Origin of the sequence: Halobacteriovorax sp. JY17 (assembly GCF_002753895.1) — a bacterium.
In the GTDB taxonomy this organism is placed as follows: domain Bacteria; phylum Bdellovibrionota; class Bacteriovoracia; order Bacteriovoracales; family Bacteriovoracaceae; genus Halobacteriovorax.
In genome coordinates this window covers 627,746-647,192 of sequence record NZ_NJER01000002.1, presented here as the reverse complement: position 1 = coordinate 647,192, position 19,447 = coordinate 627,746, and the positions used below count along the sequence as shown (strand labels likewise).

15 protein-coding genes are annotated in these 19,447 nt (G+C 36.4%); 5 read left to right on the top strand and 10 right to left on the bottom strand.

Features of this window, described 5'->3' with window-relative positions; all coding sequences use genetic code 11:
• Positions 1-44: 44 nt before the first annotated feature.
• The 5 genes from CES88_RS11255 to CES88_RS11235 form a co-directional block, all read right to left on the bottom strand.
• Positions 45-2,720 (bottom strand): phosphoenolpyruvate synthase, encoded by a 2,676-nt coding sequence (locus CES88_RS11255; protein WP_290734382.1) that lies wholly within the window; start codon positions 2,718-2,720, stop codon positions 45-47.
• An 8-nt stretch (positions 2,721-2,728) separates the two neighbouring features.
• The gene (locus CES88_RS11250; RefSeq protein WP_290734381.1) at positions 2,729-3,643 is read right to left on the bottom strand and encodes a hypothetical protein; all 915 of its coding nucleotides are present in this window, start codon (positions 3,641-3,643) and stop codon (positions 2,729-2,731) included.
• Entirely contained in the window at positions 3,643-5,988 is a 2,346-nt protein-coding gene (locus CES88_RS11245; protein WP_290734379.1) for an AMP-binding protein, read from the bottom strand. Before CES88_RS11245 ends, CES88_RS11250 begins: the two co-directional genes overlap by 1 nt.
• Positions 5,985-6,728 carry a formyltransferase family protein gene (locus CES88_RS11240; RefSeq protein ID WP_290734377.1) on the bottom strand — a complete coding sequence of 248 codons (744 nt, stop codon included), beginning with the start codon at positions 6,726-6,728 and terminating at the stop codon, positions 5,985-5,987. The genes CES88_RS11245 and CES88_RS11240 overlap by 4 nt, the downstream gene beginning before the upstream one ends.
• Positions 6,729-6,817: 89 nt before the next feature.
• On the bottom strand, positions 6,818-8,443 hold the full coding sequence (locus tag CES88_RS11235) for a hypothetical protein (protein WP_290734376.1): 1,626 nt from the start codon (positions 8,441-8,443) through the stop codon (positions 6,818-6,820).
• A gap of 180 nt (positions 8,444-8,623) precedes the next feature.
• On the opposite strand from CES88_RS11235, the gene CES88_RS11230 reads away from it, so the two are divergent.
• Entirely contained in the window at positions 8,624-9,223 is a 600-nt protein-coding gene (locus CES88_RS11230; protein WP_290734374.1) for a hypothetical protein, read from the top strand.
• Between the two features lie 66 nt (positions 9,224-9,289).
• Here CES88_RS11230 and CES88_RS11225 read toward each other — a convergent pair whose 3' ends face one another.
• From CES88_RS11225 to CES88_RS11205, 5 genes are all read right to left on the bottom strand, one after another.
• Positions 9,290-9,733, bottom strand: coding sequence for a DUF507 family protein (locus CES88_RS11225; protein ID WP_290734372.1), 444 nt, complete (start codon positions 9,731-9,733; stop codon positions 9,290-9,292).
• A gap of 84 nt (positions 9,734-9,817) precedes the next feature.
• A complete protein-coding gene (murJ, locus tag CES88_RS11220) occupies positions 9,818-11,401 on the bottom strand; it encodes a murein biosynthesis integral membrane protein MurJ (RefSeq protein WP_290734370.1) in 1,584 nt (527 codons plus the stop codon).
• 28 nt (positions 11,402-11,429) lie between these two features.
• Positions 11,430-11,981, bottom strand: coding sequence for a hypothetical protein (locus CES88_RS11215; RefSeq protein ID WP_290734368.1), 552 nt, complete (start codon positions 11,979-11,981; stop codon positions 11,430-11,432).
• A 31-nt stretch (positions 11,982-12,012) separates the two neighbouring features.
• Entirely contained in the window at positions 12,013-15,138 is a 3,126-nt protein-coding gene (locus CES88_RS11210) for a hypothetical protein (protein WP_290734366.1), read from the bottom strand.
• Between the two features lie 101 nt (positions 15,139-15,239).
• A complete protein-coding gene (locus CES88_RS11205; RefSeq protein WP_290734364.1) occupies positions 15,240-15,779 on the bottom strand; it encodes a DUF2799 domain-containing protein in 540 nt (179 codons plus the stop codon).
• Between the two features lie 93 nt (positions 15,780-15,872).
• Here CES88_RS11205 and CES88_RS11200 point away from each other — a divergent pair, with 93 nt between their 5' ends.
• The 4 genes from CES88_RS11200 to CES88_RS11185 all read left to right on the top strand — a co-directional run bounded on the left by CES88_RS11200 (position 15,873) and on the right by CES88_RS11185 (position 19,446).
• Complete coding sequence (locus CES88_RS11200; protein ID WP_290734362.1) at positions 15,873-16,421, top strand: dCMP deaminase family protein; 549 nt, start codon at positions 15,873-15,875, stop codon at positions 16,419-16,421.
• Between the two features lie 73 nt (positions 16,422-16,494).
• Positions 16,495-17,448: a hypothetical protein gene (locus tag CES88_RS11195; RefSeq protein ID WP_290734360.1), complete on the top strand. Its 954-nt coding sequence runs from the start codon at positions 16,495-16,497 to the stop codon at positions 17,446-17,448.
• 143 nt (positions 17,449-17,591) lie between these two features.
• A complete protein-coding gene (locus CES88_RS11190) occupies positions 17,592-18,113 on the top strand; it encodes a hypothetical protein (protein ID WP_290734358.1) in 522 nt (173 codons plus the stop codon).
• A gap of 91 nt (positions 18,114-18,204) precedes the next feature.
• Positions 18,205-19,446 carry an MFS transporter gene (locus CES88_RS11185; RefSeq protein WP_290734356.1) on the top strand — a complete coding sequence of 414 codons (1,242 nt, stop codon included), beginning with the start codon at positions 18,205-18,207 and terminating at the stop codon, positions 19,444-19,446.
• Position 19,447 lies beyond the last annotated feature (1 nt).

The window sequence follows — 19,447 nt, the reverse complement described above, 5'->3', positions numbered from 1 at the left end:
AATAATTCAAAATTTAAAACTAAAGGCTCCAATCGGAGCCTTTTTTATTCTAAAATTTCAATTAATCCAGATTCTCCATTAATTCGTATCCTCATTCCTGTTTCAAGTCTCTTTGTGAGTCCTTTAATAGAGACAATCGTTGGAAGCCCCATTTCTCTGGCCACAATTGCTGAATGAGAAAGTAATCCACCTCTTTCAACTAAGAGAGCACTTGCAGATGGATAAAGAGGAATCCAACCTGGATCAGTTCTATGGGTAACAAGAATTTCTCCATTTAGTTCTAGATTATCGTCGGGAGATATAATCACCTTCACTACTCCCTCAACTATTCCAGGACAACAACCCAGACCAAGCATTTCATTTTCTTTTAATTCAATATTTTGATCTAGAACCACTGGTGCAGGAAAGTGATTATTCTTCCAATAGACCGGACCTCTAGTCATAAACCGGCTCTCAGGCTCACTTTCTTCATAACTAGCGTACTCAAGTTTTCTAGTTTCGATGATTCTCTTAAAGTTTTGAACTGAATTAGTTCCTTCAAAAGCTCCTTTCAACTCCTCTAAATCTAGAAAGAAAATATCTTCATCTCTATCAATAATTCCGTTCTTTGCGAAATTCTCTCCCATAGCATAGAACATAGAGCGAACAACACCATAGATACGTGTTCTACAAAATCTCGTATTCTCTCTATTCATAACAGCTTTTCTTGCATGTTTTAGAGACCAAGAATAGATAATACCCTTAATACCACTTATATTATCTTTTAAAAGCTTTTCAGCATTAGCACGAATCTCGTGCTCTCTCTTTTCAAATTCTTCTAAGTCAACTTGTCCTGAGTTAATGATATTCTTTAGAAAGACAAAGAAGAGCTTAGGCTCTAAGTGCATGTCTTTTTGCTCTAACTTCATTTCACTCATACATCTAAACCCATACTTATCTAAATAAGTAGAAACGAGTTCATAAAATTCTTGATACTCTGATTGATTAAGAGCTTCAAGTAAGTAGTCATTTTCATTTTTAAAGATAAATTCTCTCAACCCTTCTGTTTTTACAACTATGCCAGAGAGTCTAATTAACTGCTTTGTTGGTTCTGCAGACTCAAGATTCCCATTTCCGGCCAAGAGATCATTATGAAAGTTTTGCCCTAAATGATCGAGCCACTTTTCAGTTAATTTCTTATAAACTCCAAAGTGAACCATACAGAGAAAATCATTAATAATTGGTGCATGCCACTTCCAAAGAATATCTTTCTCAAGCCCCATATATTCATCGTAAATCTGATCTGCAGTCATTGAGTAATAATCTTTACTTCGATAAACATCGTAAATACGGTGAAAGTCGGTAAGAAACTTATCTACAATACTTTGAATATTTAAATGAAAGTAAAAGAACTTAAACCCTGTTAGAAACTTTCGAATTCTTGAACCGAAGCTATCATGAAACTTAGGGGGCTTTATTCTCTCAGCAATCTCATCTCCAAGTGATTCACTAGTTCCCATCATAGTTTCCATAAATTGACGATTAAACTTATAGCCAGGAAGAATACTTGTTAATTTATACCAATTGAAGAGATTGTAATAAACTCTCCCATAGAAGAGTCCAAGCATATTCTTTAAAAAGAAGTTCATTTCTTTAATATGATTCTGCGGAACCATTAGCACTTCACAGAACTGAATATAAACCTGATTATAAACGTAGCGAGCAAAACCATAAGTGAGAGGTTTTGTTATTCCACCATAGCTTTCAACAATATTTGAATTATCCCAGAGATTTAATATCCCCTTAGTTGTAGCAGTTAGTGTTGTCACAGGCCTTGTTTGAAGAATATAGAAAACTCCATCCTTTAAGGCCCATTCAATATCTTGTGCACATTGGTAGAGTTCTTCAATCTGAATAGAGATTTTTGATAACTGGTTAAGCTCTTCAATACTTAAAGAATCTATATTTCTCTTATCTTCACTTACTTCAACTTCAACTATTCTTTCATTCTCAAAATCCCCTTTCAAGGCCTTTTCTTTTTCTACAATCTCCTTACTCACTAGAGACTGATCCACCTTACTTATAAGGTAAGTATCCCCTTCAAGTAATCCTGAAACGAGTCCTTCACCAACTCCGTAAACGGAATTAATCATCAACTCATCTATGTTATTTGTCACTGGGTTACAGGTAAAGACAACCCCACTAGCATCCGGATCAATCATTTCCTGAATAACAACAGAAACAAGTATCTTCTCTAGCTCAATTGAGTTTTCTTTTCTATAGACTAAGCATCTCTCTGAAAAAGCTGATGCCCAGCACTTCTTGACCGACTCCAAGCATTTCTCCAATGATGAGACATAGAGATAAGAAGATAATTGCCCAGCGTAAGAATGTTCTCCACCATCTTCATCACCAGCACTAGATCTCACAGAGAAGTGAGAACTTTTAAATGATTTAATCAACGTATAGATAACCTCTTCTTCAGGACCTATAAAGTTTCCACTTAGAATAACTTTTTCAATTTCAGCGGCAGCTTCTTTAAAAGAAAGATTACTTAGGGCATTTGTTATCTTATCTCCTAAGGCATTTCTTTTTACAAATTCCTCAAAGAGATAAGACGGTATAACTGAGAAACTAGGTATATTTATTCCCTTTCTTGCCAGTAAGTAGAGATTATACCCCTTCCCTCCGGCCTGTTTCTTAGCGAAATTCTTTGTCGTCTTTTTATTAATTAAAAGCATAATATTTCCTAGAGTAATTTCTCAATGATAATACCAGAATAAATAAGAATAATATAAAATGAAGAGTAGCCTCTAAATAAAGCCCCACTCTTTCCAGTCTTTTTAAATAGAAAGAACACTCCTATTAAAGTAAAGATGGCAAAAGAGCTCGTAAAATAGACCTTTGCAAAAAAGGAAGTGAGCCCAACACCTAAAGCGAGAATCACTTCAGCAATACAAGCGTGTACTAGGACAAGAATAACAGCTCCACCCTTTCCCCAAACTTTTGAGTATGATTCAACTTGATCCCTTTCTTCACTCTGTAAGAAAGTCTTTCTTCCAAGTTCAAATATATTAAAGAGAAGCCAACTAATTATAGAAAAGAAATACAACTCCTTATCTAGTAAGTAGAGAGGTTTATTAACGAGAGCGCTAAAGACACTCAAGCTTAGAAGAATAGTAACGAGCGTATGAGCTGTTGCATAACTTGTCAGCTTATCTCTGAACCAATCCCCTAGAAAGAATTCTTTATACATTATAAGGGAATATACTGACGCTATACTCATAGCAACTCCAGCATTCAATCCAATGGAATAAAAGATGGCATTTTCAAAGATCAAACACAGTATAATTGCATCTTTCATATCAAAGACGGAGAGAAGTCCTCGTGGCAGTGGCCTTGTTGGATTTATTTTCATATCAAGATCTAGGTCTTTAACTTCATCAAAACATCTAAGCTTAAAAAAGAAAATAGTTGTACCAAGAAAGATTAAAACGAAGTTACCTGAAAGATCATTTTTCACTAAAACAATATGACCAGCAATAAAGAGCGATATCATCAAGACATGACTAATAGGATCAAATCTTTCAATAAAGAATCTCACCCATTTAAACCTATCTTTTAGATATTCTCTGTCAGAATAATTTGAGTTAAACCTTTTCACTAAATTTTTCCCGCTTCCTTAAGAGTTGCCCTTAGAACGTGATACTCCACCTTGGAGTGATGTCGCGGATCCATCGGAATATGATCAACAACAATGACATCATCAAATGTAATTTTATTCTTTTTAAGCATTCTAGAGACTTCACTTATGGCCTCAGCCTCACTCGCCCCATCTTTTACAGAAAATACTGCTATAGGTTTCTCTCCCAACTTAGAGTCTTCAACTCCAAGATAGGCAGCATGCTTAATCAAGGAAATTTTCTTCATAATGATTTCTGCTCTCACAGGAAAGCAATACTCACCACCCCTATTAATTGCATTATGGACACGTCCAACTAACCAGAGATCACCTTTTTCGTCTTCAAATCCAAGGTCTCCTGTTCTGTGCCAGACACGACCTTTATCATCAACAATCTTAGATTTCTTAAAAGCTTCTTCATTATTGAAGTAATTTCGACAAACATGTTCCCCTGAAACTATGATTTCACCAGGACTTCCTTTTGAAACTTCTAAGTCGGCCCAATCCTCATTCTTAGAAATAGAAAGGTTTTCATTTTTAATTTTGATATACTTAACTTCTAAGCCTGTATCAAACTTTCCTACATTCACACCGGGTTCGACAATCTCAGGATCGCTACTCCCTTTTTGTGCGAGCATATCTTTTGCTTCGATATGGGCCATAGGCTCAACCTCTGTAGAGCCGTAGAGGACGAGAATCTCAGCATTAGGAGCTGCTTCTTTAATTCTCTTTACATCATCTCGCGATACAGGCGCTCCACCTGTTACAACTCTCTTTAATCCATTAAGTTTTAAATTATTCTTCAAACAGAAAGCACTAACTGCATTCAATAATGAAGGAGACAAAGTTGTACATGTAACTTTCATAGTTAGAAATTGAGCAATCAAAACCAATGGATCTTTTTCAGATGGCGCCCCTACATCAATTGCAGGAATGACAGTAGTTACCCCTGCGGCCAAATTATTTAAAGAGAAAATAGGAAATACAGGAAGATCAACATCAGAATCCACATAAGGAATATGACGATTTAAAGCGTAGTGTTGTGCCGAAAGAAAGCGATGTGATCTATCTGCTCCCTTAGGCTTACCAGAACTTCCTGTCGTAAATGTAATAAGAGCTGTATGCTCTTTTTCAACAGGAGTAACCTCTTCATTCGCTTCAAAACTCATTAGCTTCTCTAGCGATGAAGTATACTCTCCTTCAGTAGGTCCTACCGAGACCTTAATAGGAATATTTCCAATTTCTCTTACATCACTTAAATATTGGAACGCTTTTTCAAGGGAAATAATGGCCTTAGGATCAGCAGTCTCAGCACTGACTCCCATTTGATCTCTTCTGGCCCAGCTATCAAGAAATACAGCAATTCCTCCAATCTTTTGAAGTGCAAACATTGCAGCGTAAAGCTGTAGAGACATTGGAATAAAGATAATAACTCTATCACCCTTTTCTATTCCTAAATCTATTAAACCGTTTGATATTTTTGAAACAAGATGATCTAAGTCTTTTACGCTAATTGTTTCATGAGGTAGAGGTTCATTTAAGTTTCCACTCCAACTTCCAATCTTTGATAAATCAACCCAAGCAAGAACACTTTTATCTGGATTTTCTCTTACATGTTCTTTTAGAAATGTTGCCACATTATTGCGACTATCTTCTCCGTCATAGTAACCAGTTTTCTGCTCAGTAGAATCTTTTGAAAAGCATTCCAAGTTCTTCACTAACTCTTCACGATCAGTCCAAGGAATTGCATGACCAGTCTTTTCTAGTACGATTTCATTTGCCTTTAAGAGACTCTTTATCTTACTTCTATGATCAGAAGTTAGGGACTCATCACTATCTCCCCAAATAATATGAATTTCTCTTCCTTTGACTTTGTCTGCTAACTCTTTTAATTGTCTGGAAGTAATATCTTTTTCAAGGGCCGCTTCTCTCAATACTTCAACATTTCTGTACTTACTTGCAATAGAGCGAAATTCATCGGGAACACTCTTTGGAGAAGAGGACTTTACGAGTAAGCTCTCGATAATTTTTTCAGACATCTTTGGAATAATTAAATTTGCGAGAAAAGAGTTTCCAATAAGTAACTTCTTTCCAAACCCAAGAGCTTCTGAATATAGATATGGAGCGACTAGAATCAACTTCTTTGCTTTTGGATTATTTGCAAAATCTCTGAGTGCAAAATAGCTTCCAAAAGAGTAGCCAATATATATATCAGAGTCTTTTTTCTCACCTCTTTTTAATACTGTTACATCGCCAAGTTTCTCTTTTAGAAATTCAAAATCTTCTGCCGTTCCAGGGGAACCATGATAGACAACGTACGACTTCATAAAATCATTCCTTTTCTTATATAATCTCTTACAGCACTTATATCGGGAGTTTTTGTATAGATACTATCTTCACTTTTATTAACTAAGCCTTTTGGAAGAGAATTATGTTCTGAAATATAATCCAATAACTCTTTAATCGCATCTACTTCAAAATCTCTAGTTTGCTCTAAGTACTTAAAGTAATCTCTTTCACTTGATGAAACTTCAACAACTCTTATAATGTCACCGTTATCAATTTTCTCATCCATCATATGAATGGAGAATCCTGCACTTCGGCCTGCACTAAGAGCATTTAGATCACACATAGTTCCTCTGTACTTAGGAAGAAGTCCATGGTGAATATTTAAACACCCAAGCCTTGTTGATTCGAGGGCCTTACGTTTATAAATACATCTAGTCCGAAGATTGATGAGTAAATCAAATTTTTCTGAATTCAAATAAGAGACAGCTTCTTTATTATTAATACTTTTAAACATTCTATGTTCAACTTCATATTTATCACAGAGAGATTTTTTAGAAGAGAACCTCGCTCTAATAAGGTTTTTTAAAAGCTGTGAACCAAAATTTCTTGCTCCATAGAAAATAAGACCTAAGCCACTTTTAATATAACTATAATCAAGATTTTCAATTTCAATGAGACTAGTAATTCTCCCATCAGAAGACGCAAGAATCCCCTCAATGGTCTTTGAGTAATTCTTAGGCATGTAGTTAAGTTGACTTGTAACAAGTACTACTTTCAACTCTTCTCCAATAATATCCATCTCGCTAGAGATAAATAAATGCCTCCACTAGGGAGGCACATATATTTATAAATTTATTTGGACTTAATTTAGAAGCCTACATATCCTCCGGCACTAACACCAAAGTTTAGACCTAAGTTTCCAGCAGAATACATTGATCCATTTGCATATGGATTAACTGTATTTCCTCCACCATAGTATGAATTAGAGTAGAGATCCTGAGCTGCATTTTGGTAATTCTGATAAAGAGCAGAGCTTGCTGCCTGTCCTGTTATCTGATTTCCTTGCGCTCTTGCATAACCAGCTTGCACCTGTCCTTGAACATCTGCCCTTTGCTGATACTGTTGTTGCAGCTGTTGCTGTTGTTGTTGATACTGGCTATTAAGTCCACCGTTCCAACCACCTGAATTATTCCAGTAAGAACCATTAGCTCCACCGTTACCCCATGGATTTAATCCCATAGACCCAGGAACAGTTCCCGGTCCATAAATTCCACCCATGCCATTATTATACATTCCATTTCCGTACATTCCTGGATATCCACCCATTCCGCCAGTGAAACCACCGCCTCCAAGGCCACCATTGTACATTCCACTAGTGTATGGATTTCCAACACCGAAATTAACTCCGCCACCCATTCCTGGGTAACCCATTCCGCCACCTAGACCGCCACCTAGACCGATATTAATTCCACCGCCCATTCCTGGGTAACCACCCATTCCAGGGTAACCAGCGCCCATATAACCACCGGGACCTCCACCTAGACCTCCGCCTAAGCCGATATTAATTCCACCGCCTAAACCTGGCATTCCCATTCCTGCACCGTACATTCCGCCACCCATTCCTGGATAACCGAATCCACCACCCATTCCGCCGTAAATTCCACCATATGGATTTCCACCCATGCCGAATCCGCCAGGGTACATTCCGCCACCCATTCCGCTTCCTAATCCGCCACCGATTCCAATATTAATTCCACCGCCTAGACCTCCGCCCATGCCGTTTCCGCCACCGAAGAGACCATTCATTGCACCAAGACCAAGGCCAAAACCTAGTCCTCCGCCAAAGCCCATACTGCCGCCACCCATTCCAGGATAACCAAATCCACCTGAGATTCCGCCACCAAAGTTAGGCCCCATCATTCCACCCATGAAACCAGGCGAATAGCCTGCTGCTCCAAATGAATTTCCGAATCCACCAAAACCGTTACCGGCGTAACCACCGTAACCACCGTAGCCTCCACCGATACCAAGAGATCCGCCAGCTCCACAAGAACTAGCAAATGATTCCGCATCACCAGGAGAAATAGGAGTTGCCCCTCTTTCAGTCGAATAATTTAAATATGAATTAAATCTTGTCGTACAAGCTGTATGCCCTGACTCGTAAGCATTGGCCCAAGCTTTCTGACCTTTATACTGATACTTTGCTCCGAAGTATGATGCTCCTAAAAAGGCTAATGGCCCAGCAACAACCCCTAGAGTTTCAGCTAACTTATTTTGCTCTGGTGCTTCGTAGAATAAACACTCAACACAGTCAATTTCACCACCATATTCTGAAGCCATGACCATTTTGTAACACATCTCTTTACTCTCGCCAGCATATTGGCAATCATTGAATACACCTTGATCTGCCGAGGCCACTAATGATTGAGTCAAAGAAAAGCCCGCTACAATAAGATAGTGCTTCCATGTTGTCTTTGATTTTGAGTAATTCATCTCTACTTCTCCAAATTACAGGTCACTACACCTGCATTTATTATATCTCACTGGTTTATCGGGAATCTTTATTTAAAACTTTAGCGGAATAGTTTTAAACTCAATAAATGTCTGAAATTACGAGATAAATAAGACTAAAATCACGTTTACAGAGGAAGAAACCTTCAGTATTTTCTTCGTATGGAATTTTCAAGACTCATAGAATGGCTAATTTTTGGTGGTATTTTGCTCTATGCAATCTATTCCATGATAGCGATCAAAGAGGAAAACCAAGCTTACGTCGAAAATGCGAAAGAATTTGAATTAAAGAACTTCCTCTTCTTCCTACCAAGCTGGTGGACCAATACAACTCAAGCTCACTCTAAAGATGAATCTACTCAGGCCGTCTTTGAGAGAACTGATACAAGATATGACTGGCGAGCTGACTTTGAATGGTTTGATGGAACTAAGGCGTTAAGTAGTAAAACACTTGACGAAATCATTGTATCAAAACTAGAAGAGCTAAAGTTAATCTTTGATCCCGAAGAAACAGTCATCGATATCCCTTCAGTCTTTGAAGAATTTATCCCTTATAAAGAGGGAAGAATAGATATTATTCATATTGAAGGTACCGCAACAGAAAACGTTAGCGAGCGAGTCTACTTTGATTGCTACCTCATAAAAGACAATATTAATGATGCCTACCTATTGGCCAAGAGTAGAAGCAGTATTTTAAATGGTGCAATCGAAGGTCCATACTTTGAAGAGGTCCTTCGGACTTTTGAATTTCTACATCAATGAGAAAAGTGCATACAAGAAAGCCGCTCAATGAGCGGCTTAACACTATACTTCTTTAATCTAATTAATTTAGTTTTTCTTAGGAGAGAAGTTTCTAATCTTCTTAACAAGAAATGCATGAATATCTTCATCTGTTCCAAACACATCATCAATAAGATCACAGTTTAAAAGGAAGTTTGCCATTCTTGTTGCAATTTGGTGAAGAGACTCTACTAAGTATAAACCACCAATATTTTCACCATTGAAAGACTTGATAATTTCTTTTCTAGCATGGTTAAACATTTCTGATTCAGTAATGTCTTCTGGAACCATGTCTCCCATCTTTTCTTCTACTTCTTCAATGGCCTGGTCTCTCACATCTTCATCAGTTGCAAAGCTCACACCATATTCAGTTGCCATCGCATCGATAAGCGCTTCTCTCTTCTCTATATCGAATTCGATGACTTTATTTTCTTTTAAGTTATTTATTGAATAACTCGCTAATGTTTTGAGTGTTTCAAAATCAGTTCTCATTCATACTCCATGAGTCAATATTCTCTATAAGTTTAACCTATTTAAAAGTCATAAAACAAGAAACTTATTGAATTTCTTATAGCTTTATTTTCTTTTAAGTAATTTTACAAGCTCTCTCCCCTCTCCAAAAATAGCCAAGATTCCCGCATAACATAGAGCACCAACGGCTCCCGAGAGACAGAACATAAATGACTTCTTAAAAAATGGGTCCGAATAAACAAATAAATAACCATTTAGTTGCAGCGTTGCGACATAAGTTATAAGCCCCGCAATGATGATTTTTAAAATTCTTAGTTTAAAAAAGAAAGTCCAAGGAATTTCTAAAAGCTTTTTCAAATAAGTTGCCTGAATCGCTGAATTCAAAATCATTGAAAGACTTGTTCCAAGGGCGAGAATCCAATAACCATACTTTGGAGTAAAATAAACACAGAATACAATATTACAAAGAATAGCAAAGACTGAAATCATCACAGGAATCTTAGGCTTATCCAAAGTAAAGAATGTTGGTGCAAATATTTTATAAAGGCCATATGAAGGGAGACCAATTAAGTAAAATTTTAAAGCAAGATAAGTCATTGCCGTATCATTACCGTCAAAGGCCCCTCTCTCAAAAACGAGATGGACACTCTCCTTTGCCAAAGCAAATAATAAGGCCATTGCAGGAACGATAGTCAAAAATGAGAGGAAGTAACTTGTCGAAAGGTAACTAATCGCTTTCTCTCTATCGCCATTCTTCCAAGCTTCACTGAAATGAACTAAGTTTGAACCTGCGATTGAAACACTTAAAATTCCCACTGGAAATTGAAATAGTCTAAAGGCAAATGTAAGCCAAGAAACAGCACCAACAACCGTTCCTGTCGCTAGAATTGTCGTCACGATAACATTGATCTGAGTCGCAGCTATCCCAATAGTTCCGATTCCAATTCTATTTAATATGACTTTTGAATCTGTGCTGACTAATTTAAAAGGGCCTTGAGGACCATAACCTTTCTTAAGGAGAAGTGGAACTTGAACAATCATTTGAACAAAACCACCTAGCATCACACCAATTCCTAAGGAATAGACTGGGTGATGCCCCCAAACTTTTAAATGATCGGGTAAAATAAAAATACAGCCAATCATAGCAATATTAAAAAGAGCGGGTGCAAAGGAGGGAACAAAGAACACTTTTAAAGTATTCAAAGTCCCCATAAATAATGCTGCTAATGAAATAAGAACAAGAAAAGGCGCCATGATACGAACAAGGCCTATTGTTATATTAAGTCTTTCTAAATCTGAATTAAAAACTTCATTGGTAAGGGCCAATACTATTTCTCTAGCATAAACCATTATTCCAATAGAGATTGCTCCCGTAATTAATGTTAAAAGGGCCGCCATTGACCACAGTAAGCCCTTGGCCAATTTTTCATTCTTAATTCTAACGCCTGTAAAAGTAGGTACGAATGCTGATGAGAAGGCCCCTTCAGCAAATAGATCTCTAAGCATGTTAGGAATGCGATAAGCAATTGTGAAAGCATCAGTAATACCAGATGCACCGAAGACAGCAGCAATAGCCTGCTCTCTAACAAGCCCTAGAATTCTGCTGGAAAATGTCGCGATGGCCATTTTAACAGATGATAAGAGAACCCTCTTGGTTGAACTTGATTGCCCCATGTCACTCCATAACATTTAGATAATTTCTGATACTACTTTAATACTAAAGACAACTGAGTCCTTCATCAATGTTTAAATCTACAAATTCATCATTGATTTTCCGCCAGTAGACCGCCTTGCCTTCGTAAATAGTCTCATAAGCTTGTTCTTGCCAAATGATTTCTCCTTGGCTGAAATAACCTTTTAGTTCTTCAGACTCAAATCCTCTATAAGTCTTAACAATATGAGGAAATTCCGTTTCATCTTCTTTATATAAAATAGTTTTCTTATATTCGCCATTAGGGCCATCATCATAGAAGTATCTGATTCGATAAACTTCTCCATCAGTATGCTTAATATGGAAATTAGACCATCTTCTATTTTCTAAATTTTCAAGCTTTGGATCAGATAAGACTTTCTTATAGGTATCACACTCATCAGTATTCGACCTTTCATTCAGATTGGATTTCTGATCACTCACTTCTCCTACCTTAAGACTGGTTTTACTTTTTGAAGAAGTGGTTTCTAGAGGGTTATTTATCTCTTTCTTTTTATAGAAAAAGAATATCAACACAAGAGAAATTAAAATAATAAGAGAGAAGATCAAACGTTTCACAAATCATCCTTTCCCTCTTATATATCACGATTTAAAAAATATTATAATCATAAATTAATCTTATTCTCGCTCCTTCAAATGTTGATTTAACCCCTGGAGATAAGCTTTTTCTAAGCCTCACTTTTAACTGTGTTAATCCACCGGGTCTAGAAAGAAGCATTAAATCTTCTATATTACCCGTCCCAATAAGAGAACCGACTAGAGATTCAGCTGTAGGACTCGCTCCAATGGAGGAGATCTCTCCGCTAATGAGATCTAGAGTCGCCCCCCACTTTGTCTTTTCAGCATTGGTATCCTTTTCAAAAATATAAGTCCTATCCCCCTTTCGAATATAACTCTCTCCAGAATATGCTAGCTCTAAAGAAATTTCTGCACTTCGACCTAATTCACCACTATTTGATACGTTCATATCTTCAACAAGAATATTATTTATTCTAATATCCTCCATCTCTCGGGAGAAAACATCTTCTGAAATTAAATCTAAATAAATATCTTCTCCTCTATTTAATGCCAATACTTCTTGCTTATTTAGCTGCAGAACTTTTTCTCTTTGTAGAGGTAATCCTTCTCGACTTAGTTCAGAGAGAGTTTCATCCACTATAGAAGAGAGCTCAGAAGTATAGAGACCACTTAAAGACTCGTAGTCTCCAGATGAGAGATGAGCGCTTTGATCGCTGCTTACAATTGACTTCATTTTTTCTAGTACAATATCTAAATTAATACTTCTAAGGTAAGGCCTTAATAATCTATATTCATAGGCCCTTGCCACTTCATAGTGATACTTTAGGATTCTACTTTTAGTCTCTTCTTCAAGACTTTCTAAAAGTGGAGTTATATTTATATCTCCTCCATTGATTAATTTATCTTTTTGATAACTCATTTGAGAGATCTTATCAAAGCTGCTATAGATAGAAGCGAGAGTCTTCGAAATATTCCCCTGTATCATATTCACTTCACGAACAAGGGCATTCTTTTTATTCATAAACTTCTCTAAACTCTTAACTATTTTCTTGAAAACTTCATGAGTACTTTTAATTTTTTCTATTTCCGCTGAAATTTCGGAAGATGAAACCTCTCTCCTTTTCCAATTCTTTGCCTGCTCTTTTAGACTCTCTAAAATTGGTGCAGAGAAGTCTGTTACAGCTGATAAGTATTCCTTTAATTCTTTCTTATCTTTAATTTCTCTAACTCTACTAATCTTTACTTTAGACCAAGCCTCATTCCAATTCTTGCTAGATTCTTCTAACTTTAAATTACTAAAGTTATTGTAAATGCTTGAAGCATCTTTGATCGTATCCATAAGGGGACGCTTACTTCCTATATTATTAGATATGATAGAAAGACTTGAGCCGATTAATCCCAAAGCAGGTTTTCCTGCAGGGATAACATTTGAAAGAGCTGCAACTGTTCCAAGAGCTTTCTTAAGGAAAGGGACTTTATTTCGATCAACAATATTATCTTTCGCCATTCTCTCTATTTCAGCTTCAACTCTTTTCACTTCAGACGCAAAATATTCTTCTTCAACTCTAAACTCATCAATCTTTTCTTTTAGTAGAGGAATCTTTGAAATAAGGTTTTCATATTTCTCCTTATCCTTTTCTATCCCCTCTGTCAGACTATCTTGAAAAGATTCAAGGGCCTCAACTTTGCTCTCAATAGATTTTTGAGAATTCTTTATCCAATAAGTAAGATATAGAGTTTTTAATGAATAATCTAAGTCAGTTTTAAATTTAGAGAAGTTTGCTTCAAGTGAGTAGTTAGGAACCCAGTTTATTGAATGCCCATAGTAATCTCTTTGAGAGTTTATTTTCAGAAGTTTTTCACTAAGAGCTCCTTTCAAAAAAGTAGATTTAACTCCCACCTTTCTCACGTCTAAGAAACTTAATCCTTTATCAACTTTTGCAAAGGACTCCTTTGCTCTTTCAATATGATTATTTATATAGAGATCATTAGCATAGAGTAATTCTTTTTCTAAATACCCTAAACCTTCCCAGTTTTTAATAAGAGGAGATATATCGAAGAAGCCATCTTCACCACTCTCTTTTAGGGCCGAAGGTGAAATCACATCTGCCCCCTTAGAAGATACTCCTCTAACACTACTTCTTACGACACGATGACCATTTCGATTAACAAAAATATCTTGATGAAATGAGATCGTAGGACTTCCAGCATTTCCCCCACGAATAGTTCCTGCGCTTTGACCAGATTTTCCGCCTTGAAGCAGAACTAATGATCGAGGAATATCGATGTAACTTATAAATTCCCCTCCCTTTCCACCAAGTCCTGGCCTAGAGCCAGCGACAGCGTTTCCGCCGTTAGTAGGTCTAGAGTTCGTACCTTCTGTTCTTATAGTAGTACTACAGTGTAGCCTCTTATTTACTTTGACCCTATCAAACCTTGGGTTATCAATAACTTCACAACTTTCAATCTCTTCTCTTTTAAAAACAACACCTCCGCCCAAATCTCTCATCCTTGAACCGTTAGCTCCCTTAATTCCAGATGAACCCGCTTGTCCTTTTCCACCATTTAAAATAAAGAGAGCAGACTTTCTCTGAGGATCAAAATTTAGCTTCTTAATAGCTAAGATGATCTCTCCAGCATCTCTTCCCACCTCTCCATTCGATGGATGAGTTGCTCTTTGAGAAAAGCCCAAAGGGGTTAAATCAATGCTGGCATGATTTAAAAAATTTAATTCTTTTGATGATATATGCAGACTAGCGTTTGGAATTTTCATGCTTTCTAAAATATCTACAGTCTCAGCTTCAATCGTAACTTTTACAATATCTGTCATATTGTTTAACTGCTCATATAATCCCTGAGAATTGCCTGGAGAAAATATTAAATTCTTTCCTTTTATGAGAATTTCCTTCAAACCTTTGGAGTGAGTAAGATTATTTAACTTTGTTTCCTCCTTCACATGATCAGTTTGAATTTCGACATATCTCTTATCTGTACTTGGAAGAACTTCCTTCTTATAGAAGAATTTTTGAATATCTAATTCATAAAACTTCGGAGAAAGCATCACCTTTGAAGAGTCGATCAAAGAAGAGTTAGAAACTGATTCGTCGCTCAAGCCCTTTGACAATACGCCCGAACCTTCACCTTTGCCGCAACTAACTAAAGAAAATGTTAATAGAATTAATGCAATCTTATTCATAATACCCTCCGCTATTTGCACTGATAAATGCAAGGGGAGGGCCATTTTTGAAAGGTATTAACTAGCTGAGTTTATTGAGCCTGTTCTGATTCTGAAACATTTTATTCCACATATACATCAGAGAGTGAGGAGAGCTCTCTCTCTAATTCACGTATTTCTTTTTCGTAGGCTAATTTTTGAAGTGTTAAGTTTCGACTTTCTTCGTCTGTTAAGTTTGGATTATCCCCAGCAATAAGATCACTTTCTATCTCTTTCTTCTTCTGCTTCAATTCAGAGATTTGCTTCTTTAAAGTTCCTCTCTTTTTTCCTTCAACGTAGTATTTTAAGATCTTCTTCTTATTTAAGTGACATTTATCAATATCAAAACTCTCAACAGACATCCCTAACATGAAGGCCGTTTCAACAGTGCAATACTTCTCTCCATAACCCTTCTCATAGAGAGCACGACTTTCACTATCGACAATAAACTGGCTTTCTTCGCAAGCTGCTCTATAGGATGAAAAAGAAAAATCTGCCTTAGCACCATCTTCTCTTCCCTTTTCTTTCCAATTAAGAGACATACACTGCTCAGCGCTGAGTTCCATCCTAGCGCATGATAAGAAAGCTAATACAATGAAAGTTATAAAAAGAAGATTTCTCATAAGACTCCAGAATCTAAATAAGTTTAGTAATAAATTATGAATTTCAAGCCATAAAGTCTATGCAAATGAAAATAGTTCAGATATTTTTAGTCTATGCCACACCAAGAAAACCACGACATTAACTTTATTCCTGCAAAGTCTCCAATCATTTGGGATGAGTACTTTATGCTACAAGCGATGATGGCAAGCTTTAAGTCTAAAGACCCTTCTACTAAAGTCGGTGCAGTATTTGTTGATAAGAATAATCACCAAGTAACAATGGGCTATAATGGATTTGTTGCCGGTATTGACGAGAGTCAACTCCCATGGGGAAAAGACCCTCTCGCTCCTCTTGAATTTCAAAAGTACGGCTACGTTGTTCACGCGGAAGCCAATGCAATTCTACACTCAAAAGATAGCCTTGAAGGAACCAAGGCCTACGTGACTCTCTTTCCATGCCATGAGTGCGCCAAATTATTGGCAAGCTCCAAAGTTTCGGAAGTTATCTACCTAAGTGATAAGCACCGAGAAACAGAATCTAATAGAATTTCAAAGAAAATTTTTGCCCTTGCAGGCATTAAATTTCGCCAACTTGAAATCAAAGACTTTACCGTAGATTCCATGCACCAACACTTTCAAACACTTCTAGAACAAGTCCTTTAGCTAACACCTCAATATCAATATTTCTTTAGGTTAAAGTTTACGTAATAAAATTTATTCATGTTATTATTCTTTTATGAAAACACTCCAAAAGCAGGCTATTGGCTGGGCTATTATTACTCCTTTTATCATTTCCATTATTGGCTGGTTTCAAGGCTGGGAGATAACCTATAGACCGATTGCTAATGCCCCTATTATTAGCCCCTATACTTCGTTAGTCTTTATCATTTTATTCGTTAATAAACTCATTCTTCCTAATTTTAGTTTTTCAAAAACGACATATAACTATGTGAGTGTTATCTCTCTTGGAATTATTACTTCCGTGCTCTTTTTAGAGCTCGCTATTCACGCCCATAAAGGTAGAGAAATTTTTAGCTTTCCTATAAGCTCCATTTCAACAATTCTCACGTTCTTCTTAATCTGCATTTTTGAAATTATGTCTAATGAATCTGAAGAAAGTAATCTTGTTGCAGATGCTATTTTTCTCCTATCACTTTTCTGGGTCTACCTCTCTATTTGCGGGCACATCTTCGGAGAGATTGTTCTCACAGGCATAAATAATGACACCCAAATTGGCCTAAGTCTCCCGACAGCAATTTCCTTTCTTTTATATATTGGGCTGCTCCTTAAAAATGATAAAATCATCTACACAAAGAAATTATTTAACACTGTCGACTGGACAAAGAAATATATCACTCTGTACCTTCTAGGCTACCTAGCTCTCCCACTCTTCTTTATCATTCTCCTAAAGAACGTTCAGATTCAGCCCGAAGATCACTTTAAAATCTTCCTTTCATTTTCAATGCTGGGATTATTTTTCATAACCCTTTTCATCGTACTAGTTCACTTTCTCTCTAGAACCCATACTGGCCTCCAAATGATTTGTAGCTACACGAAGAGAATTAAAACATCTGATGGTAAATGGGTTCCAATTGAAAGCTACCTACACACTAATTATGGATTAGAAGTTAAGCATGAAACATCTCCGGGGGGTCAGCAAGCACTTGCTAAGCACCTAAAAAGAGAATAGAACTCAATAAATTCCCTAGTGGAAGTTAGACATACTTCCCTTCTTTTAACATTCCAAAATTCTCACAAGAAGACCTTGCCCCAACAAAAGTTTGATGATACAAACTATTTCATAATTTAGACAACTACAAATAGGAGTAGAATATGAAAAAAGCTATCGTATCATTATTACTTTTAACAGCTTCAGCGTTTACTTTTGCTCAAGATGCAGACTTAAACCTACCTGGAGAAAGATGGATTACAACTTTTAAAGATTACGTTTGTAATAATAGAAGCGGTGAAGTTGCAGCACCAAGAGAATTTACTGCAATTAATGCGAAGTTCGAAACTGCTACAACAGACTTCTCTCTTGATAACGGATTAATTAAAGCAACATTTGAAGAGAATGGAAAAGTTTGTAGATATAGTGCACTTTTACTTGCTGATAACTTAATTGCTTCAATTAGCTTAGTTGATTCTAAAGCTTACGCGGTTAATGGTGATACTGAATGTACTGAAGGTAAGGAAATTCTTGATAATGCATTTAGAGGTCCAAATGATTACCTTTACTATGGTCATCCACACAACCTAGCAATCATGGTTCCACTTACTGATGCAGACAATATTTGTCCAAATAATGGATCAACTATTGGTGTTAACTTTGTTCTTTCTGGAAGAGTTCAATAAGTTAATTTAGTAACAATAATTTTATTTAAATACTGAGGGGCCGACAATTAATTTTGAACGCCTCTTTTTACATTTTAGAAGATAAGAAAAAATGAATAAAAATAAGTCAAAACTCTATATAGCTTACTTAAATACTCTCACTTTTAGCTGTGTTCAGATGATTCTCTATACAACAATTCCCTATATTGCAGAAAAAACAGGTGTTGTGACAGCGAATATTATTGGAGCGATAAGTGTCGGTTCACTTATTTTTGCATTCATGGGACCATTTTGGGCAGCAAAGAGTGATAAGCTAGGAAGAAAGAGAGTTTTAAGTTTTGGTATGCTTGGAATGTCGATTTCATTTATTCTTATTGCTTCACTTTTTATTTTCAATTCATCAATTCCTTTAAGCATAAAGATCGCCATGGTATTTGCGAGTAGAATCATTTACGGACTTCTTGCTTCGGCCATTGTCCCAGTCTCTCAAGCATGGCAATTAGATTTAATAAGTGAAACAGAACATATCAAAGTCCTAACAAGAAATTCCATGTGCCTAAATCTAGGTCGTATACTCGGTCCTATTTTAATATTATTTAAACAAGTAAATTTTGAGCTTATTATTTACGGAGCAACCATTTGGATTCTAACTCTCGCTACAAGTTGTTTCCTAACATCAGAGTCGGAAAAAAAATTAATCGACCCACAAAATGAAATTAAAATTAAAGATATCATTAATAATTGGAAAGAGAGCATTAAAGAGGCTCTTTATCCAATACTCCTTGCAATGATTTTTACAAGCTTTATTGGAATTCTTCATACATTCCTAGGGCATCATTTAAAAGAGGTTCTCCATATTGACGGAAAAGATGCAACTATATTATTTGCAAAAATTATTCTTGTCCTAAGTGTTCTCGCTCTACTTGTTCAACAAGTAAGTATCTGGCTCTTAAAATCAAAATGGATTCCAAGAGTTCTAATTGGCGCAGGAAGTTTAGTCACTGGATCGATCGTCCTCATGTACTCTAAGGATGAGCAATCTATTTGGATTTCTATTTTCTTTATATCTTTTGCGACGGCGCTAATTCCTCCAGTTTACTTATCGTTAATAAGTAATTCAAAGAAAGAAAAAACGAAAGAATCAGTTTTTGGAAAGAAGCTAGGACTTGCTAGTGTCGCTCATTCATTCGGATATGCAGTAGGCGCTGGATTAATAGCCCTTTCAATGAAACTACATTTAATACCAGAGAAAGCAGTCGTCTTCTTTGTTTCTTTTACAATTTTGGCACTCGTCTTTGTCTTAATAAATAGAGAGAGAAAACCATCAATTAATCTAAGTGTTAAAGAGAGTTAAA